Here is a 16,479-nt window from a genome sequence, read left to right on the forward strand (position 1 = left end):
AGTAGGGTCGGCCGGTGCCCGAACTGAGGCGGCTGCATGCCCGTCACGCCCCGGCGGTCCTGGCCTTCGAGCTGGCGAACCGCGCCTACTTCGCGGCCTCGATCACCGACCGGGGTGACGCCTTCTTCGAGCACTTCACCGACCGCTTCGACGCGCTGCTGGCCGAGCAGGAGGCCGGGGTCTGCGCCTTCCACGTCCTCCTCGACGAGGACGGCTCGGTGCTCGGCAGGTTCAACCTGCTCGACATGGAGGACGGTACGGCGGTGCTCGGCTACCGGGTCGCCCAGCACGCGGCGGGCCGGGGCGTGGCGACGGCGACCGTACGGGACCTGTGCCGGCTGGCACCGGCCCGGTACGGCCTGCGCACCCTGCGGGCGGCCGTCGCCCACCAGAACCCCGCGTCCCGGAAGGTCCTGACCCGCGCCGGCTTCCTCCCGACGGGCCCGGCCGGCCCGGCGGACCTCGGCGGCAAGCAGGGCACCTGGTACCGACGCGAGCTGACACTCCCGGCGGAGGAGCGGGAGGACGACAACCCTCACTGACCGGGAGCTCAGGCGCTCAGGCCAGCAATCCCGACGACCGCCACAACCGCCGCCCCGCACCCCGCAGCACGCCGATGTCGTCCAGGAAGTCGGTCAGCCGCTTCGCGCCGGTCTGCATGACCTCCTTGCGGTGGCCGCTCGCCTTCACCTGGGCCAGCGCCTCCCGCCGGTTGAGGCCCACGTTCGTGTAGACCTCGGGGTTCACGAAGGCCACCGAGAACACCCGGGCGAACTCACCGGAGGTGACCCGGGTGAACTCCTGCGACCACCGCGGGGCGGTCAGCATCTGGCGCCGCAGCTCCTCGCGGGCGTACCGCACATGGCGGGCCTCCTCCACGACATGGATCCGCGTCACGCCCCGGACCAGCGACTGCACCCGCTCGTCGGGGAAGGTCAGCCGCTGCATCCAGTCGAGGACCTCCTCGCCGAGCAGTGTCGCGGTGAAGGACCCCGGGGTCGTGGAGATCGTCTTGAACAGCCGCCCCAGCTGCTGGTGGGCCCGGCTCACCGGATACCAGGGCGTCCCGCCGCGCGAGATCAGCCGCGCGAACATCTTGGAGTGCCGGCACTCGTCCTCGATCTCGGTGAGCGCGTACCGCACATGCGCGCTCGTGGCCGCCTTGTCGTAGATGTGACGGCACAGCAGCTGCATGAGGATGATCTCGAACCAGATCCCGAGCGAGGCCAGCGCCGCCGCCTCGTGCTGGGAGAGCAGGATGCGCTGCTCCTCGCTCATCCGCTTCCACATCGGGGTGTCATAGAGCGAGACCAGTTCCGGGGGCCAGAACCACTTGCCCTCCTCGAAGGGCGCGTCCCAGTCCAGCTCCTCGTCCGGGTCGAAGGAGTGCTTCGCGGAAGAGTCGAGCAGCCGCTCGGCCACCTGCTCCCGGTCCTTGAGCAGACCGAGCGCGTCACGCAGCCCTGCGAGCGCGTCGACTTCTGTCAGACTCGTCATGGCCTTTATGAGACTGGATGTCAGCAAGGCCGTCAATCCCTTGCGCAGGACTTGTTGACCCGGCGTCTACAAAGGGGCAGCCTGCGGGACATGCCGACTTTCGACCTGTACACCACGGATCCCGGGGACCCCCACTGGCAGGTACCGGCGACGGGCCAGGCCCGTTTCAGCTGGGAGTACGACGACGGCCGCGACCGCCTGCTGGCTCTGTACCAGAAGGGCAAGGACAAGCAGTGGGACGGTCAGAAGCGCATCGACTGGGAGCTGGAGGTCGATCCCCACGACCCCCTCGGCACCCCCGACGAGTCCATCTCCCTTTACGGCACCAAGTACTGGGCGAAGTTCACCGAGAAGGACAAGGGCGAGCTCCGCAAGCACCTCGCCTCCTGGCAGTTCAGCCAGTTCCTGCACGGCGAGCAGGGCGCGATGGTGTGCGCCGCGCGGATCGTGGAGTCCGTGCCCGACCTCGACGCCAAGCTCTACTCGGCGACCCAGGTGATGGACGAGGCCCGGCACGCGGAGATCTACGGCCGCTTCCTGCACGAGAAGATCGGGATGCTGTACCCGATCAACGACAACCTCCAGTCGCTGCTCGGCGACACCCTCCGGGACTCCCGCTGGGACATGCCGTACCTCGGCATGCAGGTCCTCATCGAGGGCCTGGCGCTGGCCGCGTTCGGCATGATCCGCGACACCACCGACAAGCCGCTGCCGAAGCAGATCCTCGCGTACGTCATGCAGGACGAGGCCCGGCACGTGGCCTTCGGGCGGATGGCGCTGCGGGACTACTACCGGCAGCTCTCCGACGCCGAACTGCGCGAGCGCGAGGAGTTCGTCATCGAGGGCTGCTACCTGATGCGCGACCGGCTGCGCGGGGTCGAGGTCCTGGAGAACTTCGGCATCCCCACGGCCGAGGCCGAGGAGTACGCCGAGCGCTCCGAGTTCCTCGCCCTCTTCCGCCGGTTGCTCTTCTCCCGGATCGTCCCCTGCGTCAAGGACATCGGCCTGTGGGGCAAGCGCCTCCAGCAGGCCTACGTCGACATGGGCGTCTTCGAGATGGGCGACTCCAACCTCGACCTCCTCATGGCCCAGGACGAGGAGATCGCCGAGAAGCTGGACGCGGAGCGGTTCGCGGCGGAGGAGCGGCAGCGGGTCGCGGAGGTGCGGGAGGCGATCGAGGCGGGGGCGAGCGAGTGAGACGGGCGAGTGAGACGGGCGGCGAGTGCGACGGGCCGAAGGTCAGCGCCAGTCGTAGGCCTTGACCGGCGGTTCCAGCGGCCCGCTCTTCCTGCCGACCCACAACAGGCGGTCGCCGTGCAGGTGGAGCGTGTACGGCTCGTCCTCCTTCACCCGCAGCCTGCGCCGCGCCACCCGACGGCCGTCGGCGGGGTCGAGCACCTCGACCTCGCACCGCCACGCGACGGCCTCCTCGTGCTCGTGCTTGTAGTGCCTGAGCGCCACCACATGGCCGCGGTGGGAGGTGAGCGCGTCCAGGCCCCAGCCGTCGTCCCACGTCCACAGGTGCCGTCCCGTCGACAGCGAGAAACCCGCCGGTCGGGACAGGTGTTCGGTCGACGGCACGCTGACGAGCGTCACCAGGGTGTCCCCGGCCCAGGTGGCCCACGGCCGGCCGTCGGCGATGCGCCAGGACCCGCCCGCCACGACCGTGGAGCCGTCTCCCGCCGACGAGAACTCCGCGACCGTGTTCCCGTCCGCGTCCAGCCGGACCAGACAGTCCGTGCCCCGGCGTCCCTCGCCCTCGACGGAGACCAGCAGAGGGTCGGCGCGGACGAGATCCGCCTTCTCCACGGGACCGTCGACGGCCAGCGGCCTCTTCCAGAGCACGCTGCCGTCGGCGACGGAGACCGCCCGCACGGTCGCGGCCCCCGCGCGCAGGGTGACCACGAAGAGCCGCTCTCCCGCGGCCCGGATCCGCACGTGGTGGTCGTGGCCGGGCTGCATGACCCACACCTGTCGTCCGGTACGGCGGTCCAGCGCGACGACGGCCTCCCCCGTGGCGACCATCGCCAGCTCACCGGAGAGGGCGACAGAGCCGGGCCGGAGTCCGGAGCGGTGGTGCCAGAGCTCGTCGAGGTTCCGTGGGACCGTCCACAGCGCCTGGCCGGACGTCAGGTCGAGAGCGGTGACGCGGGCCTGCTTCTGCCCCCCGTGGGTGTCCGGCCAGTGGACCAGCAGGCCGACGCCGTCGACCGCCTCGTCGGTCATGGCCGCCAGCACGTCCCGCCCCGGCACCACCCAGCTCCAGCGCTCCTGGCCGGTCCCGATGTCGAAGGCCCGCAGCCGGTCGAAGGTGGCCCTGACCACGAGCCCCTCGTGCAGCAGGCTGCCCAGCGCCTCGGCGTCCGCCCGGCCGGTGTGCGCGGCCTGCCACACCGGCTTCAGCTTCCGCCACCGCCGCTTGGGAAGCCACACCGACTCCGGCGCCCTGTCCTCGTACACGCGTCCCCCACCCCAGAAGAACCGATGCCGAGGGCAGCGTACGGGGCCTGGTCTAGGCCGGGCAGCCCAGGTCGTCCGGGAGCTCCAGGGCCACGGCCGGCTCGGCCCCCTGCGCCGGGAACGGCGTCCGCAGGGTGAAGGCGTACGGCGTCGGGCCGTTGGTGCGCAGGTGCAGCAGGCGGGACTCGGCCTCGGCGACCGTGGGGCGGTGGCCCGCCGGGACCCACCACAGGGCCACCATGGCCTCCTGGACCCGCTCGAAGAACTCCCGGCGGCGGGCGAGCATCTCGCGGTGCCGCCCCTGGTACATGTAGGCCGTCAGCGCCTCGGCGTCCCGCCACACCGACATGTTGATGATCAGCCACTCGTCGCCGAACACGGCGATGTCCGTGGCGTCGCCCTCCTCGCTCTGCAACCGCCACACGAACCCGTCGGCGGCGTCCGCGTCGGCGTTCACGGGGTCGAGGTTGTCGACGAAGGGCTTCAACTGCGCTGAGTCCAGCGGGGCTCTGAGTCGGCCGATGTTCACCTGGGCGAGTTGGTAAGAGGCGGTTCCAGTCATGGACCGAACGTTAGGTCGGTGCGCCCGACCGCCTCAAGCCCCGTCTCACTCCTTGGAGTTGAGCACCGCCTCCATCACCGCCCGGGCGATCGGGGCCGCCACCCCGCCCCCGGTGATGTCCCCCCGGTCGGCCGCCGCGTCCTCCACCACCACGGCCACCGCCACCGCGGGCTCCACGTCCCGGTCGCCCTGCGCCCAGGAGACGAACCAGGCGTACGGCGTCCCCGCGTTGCCGATGCCGTGCTGGGCGGTGCCGGTCTTGCCGCCGACGGTGGCGCCCGGGATGGCGGCATTGGTGCCGGTGCCCTCCGTGACCACCTGCGTCATGAGCTCCCTCAGCTGTGCGGCGGTCGACGGGTACATCGCCTGCCGCGCCGGCCGCGGGCCCGCCGTCGCCACCGTGGAGCCGCCGGCCGTCGTGGTCCGCTCCACCAGGTACGGCGTGCGGATCTGGCCGCCGTTGGCGACCGCCGCCGAGACCATCGCCATCTGGAGCGGGGTCGCCCGGGTGTTGTACTGGCCGATCGACGACAGGGCCAACTGCGCCTTGTCGACGGCCGGGTCGAAGGTGGACCGGGCCACCGAGAAGGGGATCCGCAGCGCGTAGTCGTTGAAGCCGAACGCGTGCGCGGTGGCCGTCATGTCACCAACCCCCACGTCCACCCCCAGCTTCGCGAACACCGTGTTGCACGACCACCGGAACGCCTCCCGCAGCGAGAGGTCCTCACAGCCCTCGGACTCGTTGGTCAGCGAGGTCCGGGTACCCGGCAGGGTGTACGGCGCGGGCGAGTCCGTCGGCTCGTCCAGATCCGTCACGACACCCGCGTCCAGGGCGGCGGCCGCGGTGACCACCTTGAACGTCGAACCCGGCGGATAGGTCTGCCGTACCGCCCGGTTGAGCATCGGCTTGTCCCGGTCCGCGTTGAGCCGGGCCCAGGACCGGCCCACCCCCGGGTCGTTGCCCGACAGCACCTCCGGGTCGTACGACGGCGAGGACACCAGGGCCAGGATCCGGCCCGTCGCCGGCTCCACGGCCGCCACCGCGCCCTTGCGCCCGGCGAGCCCGCGGAAGGCCGCCTGCTGCGCGGCCCCGTTGATGGTGGTGACGACGTCCCCGCCCGGGTTGCGCCGCCGCGTGAAGTCGTTCCACAGCGGGAACGGCGTCAGCAGCGGGTCCGAGCCGGAGAGGACCCCGTCCTCGGTGTGCTCCAGCAGGGTCGTGCCGTACTCCTGCGAGGCGAAGCCGGTCACCGGGGCGAACAACGGCCCGTTCGCGTACGTCCGTTCGTAGCGCAGCTGCTCCCCGGTGTCCCGGGATCCGGTGACCGGCCGCCCGTCGACCAGGATGTCGCCGCGCCGCAGCCCGTAGCGGGCGATGTTCTCGCGGCGGTTGGCCGGGTTCTCGTCGTGGGCGCCGGCCTCGAAGACCTGGACCCGGGCGGCGTTGACCAGCAGCGCGATCAGCAGCAGGGCGCTGAAGCAGGCCGCGTGCCGGATGTAGCGGGTCATGCCGGGACCGCTCGCGCTCATGGGGCCTCCGTCCCGTCGTACTGGCCGCGGGCCGAGTCGCTCACCCGGATCAGCAGGGCGACGATCGCCCAGTTGGTGACGACCGACGAGCCGCCCTGCGCGAGGAACGGCATCGCCATGCCGGTGAGCGGGATCAGCCCGCCCACCCCGCCCGCGATCACGAACACCTGGAGCGCCACGATCGAGGCCAGCCCGGTCGCCAGCAGCCGCCCGAACGGGTCGCGCAGGGACAGGCCGGCCCGGTAGCCGCGCTCCACGAGCAGGGCGTACAGCAGGAAGATCGCGGACAGGCCGGCCAGCCCGAGCTCCTCGCCGGCCGTGGCCAGGATGAAGTCCGACTTCGCCGCGAAGCCGATCAGGACGGAGTGGCCGAGCCCGAGCCCGGTGCCGAGGATCCCGCCCGCCGCGAAGGAGAACAGCGACTGGGCGAGCTGGTTGGGGCCCAGGCCCGCCTCGATCGACGCGAACGGGTGCAGCCAGTCCTCCACCCGGCTGTGCACATGCGGCTCCAGCCAGCCCACGGCGAAGGCGCCGACGGCGGCCAGCAGCAGCCCCAGCGCGATCCAGCCGGTGAGCCCGGTGGCGACGTACAGCAGCACCACGAACAGTCCGAAGAACAGCAGCGAGGTCCCGAGGTCCCGCTCGAGGACCAGGACGCCCACGCTGATCAGCCAGATGGCGAGCAGCGGGCCGAGGACCCGCCCGGTGGGCAGCTGGAGCCCCCACAGCCGGCGCCCCGCGAACGCCAGCGCGTTGCGGTTCGCGGCCAGGTAGGCGGCGAAGAACACCGCGAGCAGCACCTTCGCGAACTCGCCGGGCTGGATGGAGAATCCGGCGATCCTGATCCAGATGCGGGCGCCGTTCACGGACGGGAAGAGGATCGGCAGGATCAGCAGGACCAGCGCGGCGGCCACACAGACGTACGCGTACCGCTGGAGCACCCGGTGGTCGCGCAGCGCCAGCACGACCACGATGAACAGGGCCACCCCCACCGTGGACCACACCAGCTGGGTGGGGGCCGCGCGGTCGCCGGGCGTCTCCAGGTCGAGCCGGTAGATCAGCACCAGGCCCAGGCCGTTGAGCAGCACCCCGATGGGCAGCAGCAGCGGATCGGCGTCCGGGGCCCGCAGGCGTACGGCGAGATGCGCGAGGAGCGCGAGCACGCCGAGCCCGGCGCCGTAACCGGCGGCGCCGGGCGGGAGGGTGCCCTGCCGGGCGAGGCCGACCGCGCAGTAGCCGTACACGCAGAGCAGGACGGCGAGGACGATGAGGGCCAGTTCGATGCCACGGCGCCGGGGCAGGCGTACCGCGGAAGCGGGGGTGTCCGCGGGGGCCACGGTGGTTCCGGCCTTGGTCATGTCCGGAACTTACCCAAATATCATGGGTTGTCTGCGCTGTTTCCGGGTGGTGTCAGCACCGGCGTGGCGAGGGCCCGAGGTCCCTGATGTACCGGGCCGAACCCCAGGCCCAGGTGCCGTCGGTGAGCAGGTACCACTGGCGGTTGCCCTGGACGCTCTGGCCGTCGGTCCGGCAGAAGATCGAGACGACCTCTCCCCGCTGGGCGAACCGGATGATCTGTCCGCCCCGGTTGGGCGCGCTGCGCAGGGCGAGCGAACTGGCCGTCACGACGCCTCGGTACAGCCGCTGGTTGCTGTTCTGGGGCCAGCTCTGGTTCTGGCTCTGGTTCTGGTGGCTCGCCGAGTCGCCCCGGGGGTCGCCGTCCCACTCGTCGGCCATGGCGGCGGGCACGGCGAGGGCCGAGACGGCGAGGGCGCCGGCGGTGACGGCTATGGAGAAACGAGAGCGCAGGGACATGGGGGACCTCCGTGGGAGGGGCGACAAACCTGACTGTTCGCCACGTTAGGAGGCGTGCATCCAGGCCGCCTTTCCAACTGGGCCATAGGTGAAGCGCCCCTGAAGGGGCGCGGGGAACGGCGCGAGAAGCCCCACCAGCCGTAAGCCCGCCAACTACCGCAGCACCAACGTCGCGACCGCCCCACCGTCCACCGCGTTCGAGAACGAAAGCCGCGCCCCCAACACCTCCGCCTGCCCCACCGCGATGGTCAACCCCAGCCCGTGCCCCCGAGCCCCACCCTCCGTCCGGAACCGCTGCGGCCCATGCGCGACCAGATACTCCGGAAACCCGTCCCCGTGATCCCGCACGCTCACCACAGGCCCGTCCACCGTCAAGGACACCGGCCCTCGGCCATGACGATGGGCATTCGCGACGAGATTCCCCAGCACCCGCTCCAACCGCCGCCGATCCGTCTCCACCACGACATCCCGCAGTACGACGACCTCGGTCTCCGTCCCCGACGCACGCACCACCCGCTTGGCCAGTGCCCCCAACGGCTCGGTATCGAGCTCGACCGTCTCCCGCCCGGTGTCGAGGCGCGAGATCTCCAGCAGATCCTCCGTCAGCGTCCGCAACGCCCCCACCCGGTCCCGCACCAGCTCCGTGGGCCGCCCCGGCGGCAGCAGCTCGGCGGCCGCGTGCAGTCCAGTGAGCGGCGTGCGCAACTCGTGCGCCACGTCCGCGGTGAACCGCTGCTCGCTCAGCAGCTTGCCCTGGAGGGACGCCGCCATGGAGTCCAGCGCGGCGGCCACCGCGGCCACCTCGTCCTGCGGCCGCGACGGATCCTGCGTCCGGGGGTCGTCGACCCGCGCGTCGAGGTCGCCGGCAGTGATCCGCCGGGCCACCCGGGCGGTCGTGTGCAGCCGCCGCGTCACCCGGGTGACCGCGAACGCCCCCACCATCAGCGTCGCCGTGATCGCCAGCCCCGACGACCACAGGATCGCCCGGTCCAGGCCCGCGATCGTGCGCGCACCCTGCGAGTAGTCGACCTCCACGGCCAGCGCCCGGTCGCCGTCCGCCGGACCGGCCGCCCACATCGTGGGGCGCCCGCGGTGCTCGCCGACCATCGTGCCGCGGTCCCCGGCGACCGCCAGCGCCCGCAGCGACCCGGGAAGGTCCGGCGGATCCACCCCGGCGTCCCACTTCAGCGTGTCCCCGGCCTCGTACGCCGCTGTCGCGTCCCGGAGCCGGCCGAGCGCCAGGTCACGGGCCTCGCCGACGGTCTGGTTGGTCACCGAGACATGCACCAGGACACCGAGCAGCGCGGCGAGGGCGCAGCACATCACGGTGATGAAGACGGCCGCCTTCACGGCGAGCGTGCCGGACCAGCGGGGGAGTCTCATCGCGCGCTCGCGGAAGGACCGGGGGAACGCCCCTCCAGCCCCGAGCGCAACATCTCGTCGTGCGTCAGGAGCATCGACTTCTGCTGCTGGTCCCAGGTCCACTGGAGCCGGTACTCGTATCCGGCCACCTCGGACGGCGAGCGGATGATCACGGACCGTCCGGCCAGCTCGACCCCGCTGACCGCGTCCTCCCAGCGCATGACCCGCACGAGCCGGTGCTTCTGCACGGTGTAGACGCGTACGGCGGTGACGTTCCCGGGCAGCTGCCGGAAGCCCAGCGTCAGGTCGGTGTGCCCGTCACCGGTCAGGTCGCGGTAGTACGGCTCCAGGACGGGACACCGTTTCCCGGCCGCGCCCTTCCTGCCGCAGTCCGCCATTCGCCGCAGCGTCTCGACGTACCCCCCGTTCTCGTAGTCGCTAGCGTCCTCCTTGATCTCGGCGCGTACGACGGCGACCGGGTCCACCCGGCGGATGTCGTCGTGGGGCACGGCGATGCCGGCCACGACCTCCGACTCCACCTCCCCGACCTCGAAGGCGGGACTGGCGGCGGGCGTCAGCTGCGGCCACAGCCGGTCCGGGCTGATCGCGGTCGGCGTCGAGCCCGCCCCCACCAGACCGCCCGCGTCGCCACAGCCCGCCACGGCCGCGAGCAGCAGGGCTGTGACGGCGGCGGCACGGGTCGTACGGGACGCGCGGCGGGCGGGTGGCACTGTGCTCCAGGGTGGTTCGGGGCGGTTCGGTTCGAGGCGGGGCGAGACGGGGCGGGGCGGGGTGTCGGACGCGGGGGTGTCGGGCGCGGGGGGTGTCGGCGCCCGACCACTTTATTCGTGTGGAAGTCCTTTTTGCGTCCCGGCCCGGGCGGCGCTACTCGGTCAGCTCCTCCAGCAGCCGGGCCGTCGACAGCCCTGCCTGGAGGTACTCGACGAACAGTTCGTTGTGCAGCGCCCAGGGCGAGCGGCGGCCCCGGATCAGCCGGATCGCCTCGTCGACCGCATGCCCCCTGCGGACCAGGGCGTGTGCGACGACCAGCCCCGAGCGGTTGTAGCCGTGGTAACAGCGGACGAGGACCTTGCGGCCCTCGTCCAGTGCGTCGTTCGCGGCCTGCGCCAGCCGCATCACGCCCGCGAGCTGGGTGCCGTCCAATGGGCCGTCCGGAATCGGCCACACATGGTGCTCCACGCCGGGATCGGGACCGTGCCCCGGCAGCCTGAGCAGCGTCTGCACGACATCGAACTCGTCCCGTACGACGGCGAACTCCCGCTGTCCGGACAGGCCCTGGAACTCGTGGCCGCCCATCCACAGCCCGGGCACGATCTCGTTCCACGCCCGCTCCGGAGCCGGTACATCGGGTTGCTTCCTGCGGGTCCGCAACAGCGCCTCCCCAAGCCCCTGCGCCAAGCCCTGCATCTCACGGCAACTCATTACGACTCACCCCAAAGGTAACCGGCTTCTTGCCTGCGCAGCACCCCGCCTGTTCCCATGGTCCGTGGGGTGATGGTGCATGAGCGGACTGCGCGTCGTACCGACCTGGCGCCATGGTCAGGAGCGGCTCTACGTCTGCCTCACGGATGGCAGGAACATCGCCTGGTACGACCGTGAGGCGGCCCGGATCAACCTGCTGAGCGAGGACCGCAGAGAGGATGTGCTGGACGTCCTCGGGCCCTTCCTCACCGGCCCGGTGGCGGTGGGTCCGCCCCCGGTGCCGACGCCCGCCGAACTGGCCCGGCTCACCCTCCACCCGGACGACGACCTCGCGCCGAACCGCCCCGGAGAGGCCCTCCAGATCGCCCTGGACCGCGACCCCGGGCCCGGGCACCGGATCCGCCGCGACCCGCGCCGGCGCGCCCTGGAGGCCGAACAGACGGTGGGCGAGGCGCTGGACCGTCTCGACGGGGCGGGCTGGCACACCCTGCACTCCGTGCCGCTGCCGGGCGGCGACCGCGTCCACCACCTGGTGATCGGTCCCGGCGGTCTGTACGCCGTCCACGCCCTGTACGCCCGCAAGCAGCGGGTGACCGTCGCCGACCCGATGGTCTCCCTGGGCCGCCGGGACCCCCACCCCCTGCTCCGCCGAGTCCGAGCCGACGCCGACCGAGCCTCCTACGCCCTCACAGCCGAGGTCCACCCGGTCCTGGCCCTGGTAGCCCCCTCCGACATCACCCTCCCCCTCCCACCCCGAGACCTCCAGATCCTCCCGGACACGGCCCTCGATTCCCTCTCCCGCCAGGGCGGAGTCCTGAAACCGGCGGACGTGGAGGCGCTGCACGCGATGGCAAGAGACCGCCACACGTGGGCAAAGGTCTGACGCAGGCGCCTCCGCGGCCGGAGCCGAGCCTCGAACTCGGGCTGGGGGTGAGGTGCGTGGGCGGGCTTGGGGGTGGAATGGTCTGGGCCGGGCGTAAAAGCGGGCTGGGATTGGGGCTGGACCGCGCGTGAAGGTGCAACCGGTCCGGACACAGGGGCCGGACATGAAGCGCGAGGGCCTGGGCTGTGGGCTGTGGGCTGTGGGCCTGGAGCGTGAGGGGCTGGGCTCTGGTCTGGGCTTGAGCGGGGGGCCTGGGGCTGGGCTGCGTTGGGCGTGAAAACGCGCGGGGCCCGGGGCTGGGCTGCGTTGGGAGGGAAACCGCGCGGGGGCTTGGGCCTGGGCTGCGTTGGAAAGCGCACGGAGGGGGCTTGGGGTCGGGGCTGGGGCGGGCGGGCGGGCACCTGCGCGTGTGCCTAGGGCTGGCCTGAAACTCGGGCCGGGCGTGGCGGTGCACCTGGGCATCCGGGCGTGGGCCGTGGGCCGAGGCGCCCACATCCCGACTCACGCCCCCCGCAACCCCCTAGGGGCGCGGGGAACTGCGCGACAAGCCCCCACCAACCCGCACCCGCCCACGATCCGAACCCGGCACCCCCCGTAGGCCCCGGCTCAAGCCCAGCGCAGCTGCCCGCGGGGAACTGCGCGACAAGCCCCCACCAACCCGCACCCGCCCACGAAACCGAACCCGCCACCCCCGTAGGCACTGTCACAACGGCAACCGAGAAGCCCGCCCACCATCCAGCAACGGAGCCAACAGGTCCCCGTAGTCCTGAACCCGAGGCGCCACGTCCCCCGCCTGAAAGGCCAGCCGCCCAGGCGCCCCGCACCCCTCGACCTCGCCCCACGTGACCGGCGCAGACACCAACGGCTCCGCCCGCGCCCGCAGGGTGTACGGCGTCGCCGTCGTCTTCCGCGCAGCGTTCTGGCTCCAGTCCACGAACACCTTCCCCGGCCGCAGATTGCGCGTCATCCGATGCAGAGCAAGCCGCGGCAGCGCCCGCTCCGCCTCAACGGCCAGCCGCTTCGCGTACTCCGACACCTGATCGGACGACGCCCCCCGCACCGCCGCCAGCAGATGCAGCCCCTTCGACCCCGCCGTCTTCGGGTACGCCTCGATCCCGTCCGCAGCCAACCGCTCCCGAAGCCACAGCGCGACCTCACAGCACTCGACGATCGTCGCCGGCGCCCCCGGATCGAGGTCGAGGATCAGCCGGTCGGCCTCCTCGGGCGCATCGACCAGCCACTGATGCGTGTGGAACTCGGTGACCAGGTTCGCCGCCCACATCAGGCTCGCCAGATCCTGGACCAGCACCATCCGCGCCGGCCCCTCGGAGCGGGGCACCTCCGCCGTGGTGACCCAGTCGGGCGTACCCGGAGGGACGTTCTTGGTGAAGAACACCTGCCCCTCGGGCCCGTCCGGATAGCGCAGGAAGGAGACGGCACGGTCACGCAGATGGGGGAGCAGGACCTCGGCGGTGGTGGCGTAGTAGTGGAGCAGCTCGCCCTTGGTGAAGCCGGTGGCCGGATACAGCACCTTCTCCAGATTGCTGAGCGCGAGCCGTCGCCCCTCCACCTCTGTGATCGGCGTCATACGATGAGAATCTCACGCATACAGGCCCAAAACGCCTCAATCCCCCAGGAAGGGTGCTGCTGGTGAGATCCATATGGAACGGCGCCATCTCGTTCGGCCTGGTCAGCATCCCCATCAAGCTGGTCAACGCCACCGAGAGCCACTCGATCTCCTTCCGCCAGATCCACACCGAGGACGGCGGACGGGTCCGCTACCGCAAGGTCTGCGAACTGGAGGACCGGGAGATCACCCAGTCGGAGATCGGCAAGGGCTACGAGGACGCGGACGGCACGATCATCCCGATCACCGACGAGGACCTGGCCCACCTGCCGCTCCCGACGGCGAAGACGATCGAGATCGTCGCCTTCGTGCCGGCCGACCGGATCGACCCGCTCCAGATGGACGCCTCGTACTACCTCCAGGCGGGCGGCGCCCCCGCGGCCAAGCCGTACACCCTGCTCCGGGAGGCCCTCAAGCGCAGCAACAAGGTCGCCATCGCCAAGTTCGCGCTGCGCGGCCGGGAGCGCCTCGGGATGCTGCGCGTGGTGGAGGACGCCATCGCGCTGCACGGACTGCTGTGGCCGGACGAGGTCCGCGCGCCCGAGGGACTCGCCCCCGACACCAAGGTCACGGTCAGCGACAAGGAACTCGACCTGGCCGACGCCCTGATGGACACCCTCGGCGAGATCGACCTGGACGACCTGCACGACGAGTACCGCGAGGCCCTGGAGGAGGTCGTCGCCGCGAAGGCCGCGGGCGAGGCCCCACCGGAGGCCCCGGAACCGGCCCGCAGCGGCAAGGTGCTCGACCTCATGGCCGCGCTGGAGAAGAGCGTGCGGGAGGCGAAGGAGTCGCGGGGCGAGGAGCCGGGCGAGGTCAGACAGCTGCCGCAGCGGAAGTCGGCGAGGACGGCACCGAAGCAGACCGGCGGCAAGAAGTCGACCGCGAAGGCCACCCCCGCGAAGAAGACGGCCGCGGCCAAGAGGTCGACGGCGAAGTCGACGGCGAAGTCGACGGCCGGGTCCGCCCAGGGGACGAAGAAGACGGCGTCGGCGAAGAAGGCGACGAGCGCCAAGAAGACGGCGACGAAGAAGACGACCGCCCGGAAACGGACCGCCTGACCTGCACAGTGCCGTCGGCATTGCGCAGGCCAGGCCGGCCTCGACAGCCGTCGGTCAGTCGACGACCTTCGCGGACTCGATGATCACCGGCTGCGTCGGCACGTCACCGTGACCGCGGCTGCTGCCGGTCCGTACGCCCTTGATCTGGTCGACGACGTCCTGGCCCTCGACGACCTTGCCGAACACGGTGTAGCCCCAGCCGTTCGGGCTCTTGGCCGTGAAGTTGAGGAACTCGTTGTCCGAGACGTTGATGAAGAACTGGGCGGTCGCCGAGTGCGGGTCGCTGGTGCGCGCCATCGCCACGGTGTACGCCGCGTTCTTCAGACCGTTGTCGGCCTCGTTCGGAACCGGCGCGAGGGTGGGCTTCTGCACCATGTCCGCGGTGAAGCCACCGCCCTGGACCATGAAACCGTTGATCACCCGGTGGAAGATCGTGCCGTCGTAGTGCCCGTTGCCGACGTACTTCAGGAAGTTCTCGACGGTCTTGGGTGCCTCGGCGTCGGCCAGCTCGAGGACGATGCGGCCGAAGTTTGTGGTCAGCTCGACCCTGGACATGGGAATCGTCCCTTTCTGGTGGGGCATGACCGAAGCATCTTGTCACACGGCCCCGCGAGGCCGGCGACCTCAGGGAACGCTCCCGGCCGGGGGGAGGCCCGACGGTGTCGGGACGGTCGTCTGCTTGGAGGGGGCCGTCGACGGCACCGGCGACACCGGGCCGGCGCTGCCGCTCGGAGAACTGCTCGGCGGATCGCTCGGGGAACCGCTCGGGCGGCCGCTCGACGGCGCCATCGGCACCGAGGAGCGGTCGGGACCCGTACCGGGCAACGCCGCCATGACTCCCGCCGCGACGACGGCCGCCACCAGGGCCCCCACGGCGCCCGAGACCGCCGTACGACGGCGTCGGATCCGTCGGCCGCCCACGACCGCCGCGTCGATGACGCTGGGGAAGGCCGGCTCCCGCGAACCGTCGAGGATGACCTCGAAGGCGCCGCGCACGACGTCGTTCTCCTCGTCCGCGCCGTGCCTTCCGTGCCTGCCGTACCCGTCGGACATCTCCCCCCTCACCTCCCGCTCGTCTCGCCGGCCAGGCCCTCGACGAGCCCGCGCAGCCGGACCAGCCCGCGCGCGCTCTGGCTCTTGACCGTGCCCGGGGTCACGCGCAGCGCATCGGCGGTCTGCTCCACGCTCCAGTCCTCCCAGAACCGCAGTACCAGCACCGCCCGGTAGCGGGGCGGCAGTTCCATCAGCGCCGCCTGCATCACCAGCCGCAGCTCCGGCGTCACCGGCTCGGCGGAGGCGGGCTCGGGCACCTCGTCCACCGGCTCCTCCCGCCAACTCCGCTTGCGGTACTGGTCGATGAAGGCGCGGGTGAGGATCGTACGGGCGTATGCCTCGACATTGCCGTCGCGGCGGACCCGGCCCCAGGAGGCGTAGAGCTTCATCAGGGTCGTCTGGGTCAGGTCCTGGGCCTGGTGCCAGTCCCCGCACAGCAGGTACGCGCTGCGTCTGAGCTGCCCCTGCCTGGCCTCGGCGAACTCCCGGAACTCCCGCTCCCGGACTGCTTCGCGCACCCGCCGCCCCTCCGCCGTACCGATCACACCTGTCCTTCAGAGGTACGGCGAAGGGCTCGGCGAGGTTGCACGGCGAGGGAGGAAAACTTTCCGGGCCGACGCGTGCAACCCGCCCCGGCCGGTGCCCCGTACTCCTCTCACGCAACCGACCCGACCACCGAGGAGCACTCTTGACGAACCGTCATGGCATCCGACCCACCCGCCGTCTCCTGATCGCTGTCGTCGCCGGAGGTGCCGTGGCCGTTGCGGGCTGGGCAGCCGTCGCGGGCGCGGCGACCGGCTCACCCACGACGAAGCCGACGGCGGTGCCGTCCGCCGCGCCGTCCGCGGCGCCGTCCAAGGTCCCGTCCGCGGCACCCTCCGCCGTGCCGTCCGCGGAGCCCTCCGCTGTGCCGTCCGTGGCGCCCTCCACCGTGCCGTCCCCGGTGCCGTCACCCGTGGCGACCAAGCGGCCGTCGCAGCCGAGTCCGGTGCCGTCCGTACCGGCGACCGAGCCGAGTCCGGTGCCGTCCGTCCCGGGGAGCGGGCCGAGCACAGTGCCGACGGCGGTGCCGAGCCAGAAGCCCTCGACCGCCCCGAGCCCCGTCCCCACGATCACCAAGCGGCCCTCGAAGTAGGCCGCGGCGGAGCGAAGGACCCGACCGGCCGGCCCAGGCCGTCTTCCTGGG

General features: G+C 71.7%; 17 protein-coding genes and 1 pseudogene. 4 read left to right on the forward strand and 14 right to left on the reverse strand.

Annotated elements, in window-relative coordinates:
- Positions 1-14 precede the first annotated feature (14 nt).
- A complete protein-coding gene (locus tag ACFULQ_RS31605) occupies positions 15-542 on the forward strand; it encodes a GNAT family N-acetyltransferase (protein WP_383550527.1) in 528 nt (175 codons plus the stop codon).
- A gap of 16 nt (positions 543-558) precedes the next feature.
- On the opposite strand, the gene ACFULQ_RS31610 is transcribed toward ACFULQ_RS31605, so the two are convergent.
- Positions 559-1,497: a diiron oxygenase gene (locus ACFULQ_RS31610; RefSeq protein WP_383550529.1), complete on the reverse strand. Its 939-nt coding sequence runs from the start codon at positions 1,495-1,497 to the stop codon at positions 559-561.
- 90 nt (positions 1,498-1,587) lie between these two features.
- Here ACFULQ_RS31610 and ACFULQ_RS31615 point away from each other — a divergent pair, with 90 nt between their 5' ends.
- The gene (locus ACFULQ_RS31615; RefSeq protein ID WP_383550531.1) at positions 1,588-2,694 is read left to right on the forward strand and encodes a ferritin-like domain-containing protein; all 1,107 of its coding nucleotides are present in this window, start codon (positions 1,588-1,590) and stop codon (positions 2,692-2,694) included.
- Between the two features lie 42 nt (positions 2,695-2,736).
- On the opposite strand, the gene ACFULQ_RS31620 is transcribed toward ACFULQ_RS31615, so the two are convergent.
- From ACFULQ_RS31620 to ACFULQ_RS31655, 8 genes are all read right to left on the reverse strand, one after another.
- Positions 2,737-3,957, reverse strand: coding sequence for a PQQ-binding-like beta-propeller repeat protein (locus ACFULQ_RS31620; protein WP_383550533.1), 1,221 nt, complete (start codon positions 3,955-3,957; stop codon positions 2,737-2,739).
- Positions 3,958-4,009: 52 nt separating this feature from the next.
- Complete coding sequence (locus tag ACFULQ_RS31625; RefSeq protein ID WP_383550535.1) at positions 4,010-4,519, reverse strand: DUF3291 domain-containing protein; 510 nt, start codon at positions 4,517-4,519, stop codon at positions 4,010-4,012.
- Between the two features lie 45 nt (positions 4,520-4,564).
- Entirely contained in the window at positions 4,565-6,028 is a 1,464-nt protein-coding gene (locus ACFULQ_RS31630) for a peptidoglycan D,D-transpeptidase FtsI family protein (RefSeq protein ID WP_383550556.1), read from the reverse strand.
- Positions 6,029-6,045: 17 nt separating this feature from the next.
- Positions 6,046-7,407 (reverse strand): FtsW/RodA/SpoVE family cell cycle protein, encoded by a 1,362-nt coding sequence (locus ACFULQ_RS31635; RefSeq protein ID WP_383550537.1) that lies wholly within the window; start codon positions 7,405-7,407, stop codon positions 6,046-6,048.
- 52 nt (positions 7,408-7,459) lie between these two features.
- Entirely contained in the window at positions 7,460-7,864 is a 405-nt protein-coding gene (locus ACFULQ_RS31640) for an SH3 domain-containing protein (protein WP_383550538.1), read from the reverse strand.
- A gap of 153 nt (positions 7,865-8,017) precedes the next feature.
- Positions 8,018-9,247 carry an ATP-binding protein gene (locus tag ACFULQ_RS31645; protein WP_383550540.1) on the reverse strand — a complete coding sequence of 410 codons (1,230 nt, stop codon included), beginning with the start codon at positions 9,245-9,247 and terminating at the stop codon, positions 8,018-8,020.
- Positions 9,244-9,957 (reverse strand): hypothetical protein, encoded by a 714-nt coding sequence (locus ACFULQ_RS31650; RefSeq protein WP_383550542.1) that lies wholly within the window; start codon positions 9,955-9,957, stop codon positions 9,244-9,246. Before ACFULQ_RS31650 ends, ACFULQ_RS31645 begins: the two co-directional genes overlap by 4 nt.
- Before the next feature lie 154 nt (positions 9,958-10,111).
- Positions 10,112-10,618: a dual specificity protein phosphatase family protein gene (locus tag ACFULQ_RS31655; RefSeq protein ID WP_383550558.1), complete on the reverse strand. Its 507-nt coding sequence runs from the start codon at positions 10,616-10,618 to the stop codon at positions 10,112-10,114.
- 130 nt (positions 10,619-10,748) lie between these two features.
- Here ACFULQ_RS31655 and ACFULQ_RS31660 point away from each other — a divergent pair, with 130 nt between their 5' ends.
- A complete protein-coding gene (locus ACFULQ_RS31660) occupies positions 10,749-11,552 on the forward strand; it encodes a nuclease-related domain-containing protein (RefSeq protein WP_383550544.1) in 804 nt (267 codons plus the stop codon).
- A gap of 703 nt (positions 11,553-12,255) precedes the next feature.
- Here ACFULQ_RS31660 and ligD read toward each other — a convergent pair.
- Positions 12,256-13,140, reverse strand: coding sequence for a non-homologous end-joining DNA ligase (ligD, locus tag ACFULQ_RS31665; protein ID WP_383550546.1), 885 nt, complete (start codon positions 13,138-13,140; stop codon positions 12,256-12,258).
- A gap of 53 nt (positions 13,141-13,193) precedes the next feature.
- Between ligD and ACFULQ_RS31670 the strand changes: the two genes are divergently transcribed.
- Positions 13,194-14,240 carry a Ku protein gene (locus ACFULQ_RS31670; protein WP_383550548.1) on the forward strand — a complete coding sequence of 349 codons (1,047 nt, stop codon included), beginning with the start codon at positions 13,194-13,196 and terminating at the stop codon, positions 14,238-14,240.
- A 54-nt stretch (positions 14,241-14,294) separates the two neighbouring features.
- Here the strand turns inward: ACFULQ_RS31670 and ACFULQ_RS31675 are convergent, their stop codons facing one another.
- The 4 genes and pseudogenes from ACFULQ_RS31675 to ACFULQ_RS31690 form a co-directional block, all read right to left on the reverse strand.
- Entirely contained in the window at positions 14,295-14,795 is a 501-nt protein-coding gene (locus ACFULQ_RS31675) for a peptidylprolyl isomerase (protein WP_383550550.1), read from the reverse strand.
- Positions 14,796-14,864: 69 nt separating this feature from the next.
- Positions 14,865-15,293 (reverse strand): hypothetical protein, encoded by a 429-nt coding sequence (locus tag ACFULQ_RS31680; protein WP_383550551.1) that lies wholly within the window; start codon positions 15,291-15,293, stop codon positions 14,865-14,867.
- A gap of 8 nt (positions 15,294-15,301) precedes the next feature.
- Positions 15,302-15,811, reverse strand: a complete 510-nt coding sequence (locus ACFULQ_RS31685; RefSeq protein ID WP_383550552.1) for a SigE family RNA polymerase sigma factor — start codon at positions 15,809-15,811, stop codon at positions 15,302-15,304.
- Between the two features lie 181 nt (positions 15,812-15,992).
- Positions 15,993-16,479 (reverse strand): annotated as a pseudogene (locus ACFULQ_RS31690) (hypothetical protein); the annotation flags it as partial.

This window comes from Streptomyces sp. NPDC057253 (assembly GCF_042669125.1).
Taxonomy (GTDB): Bacteria; Actinomycetota; Actinomycetes; order Streptomycetales; family Streptomycetaceae; genus Streptomyces.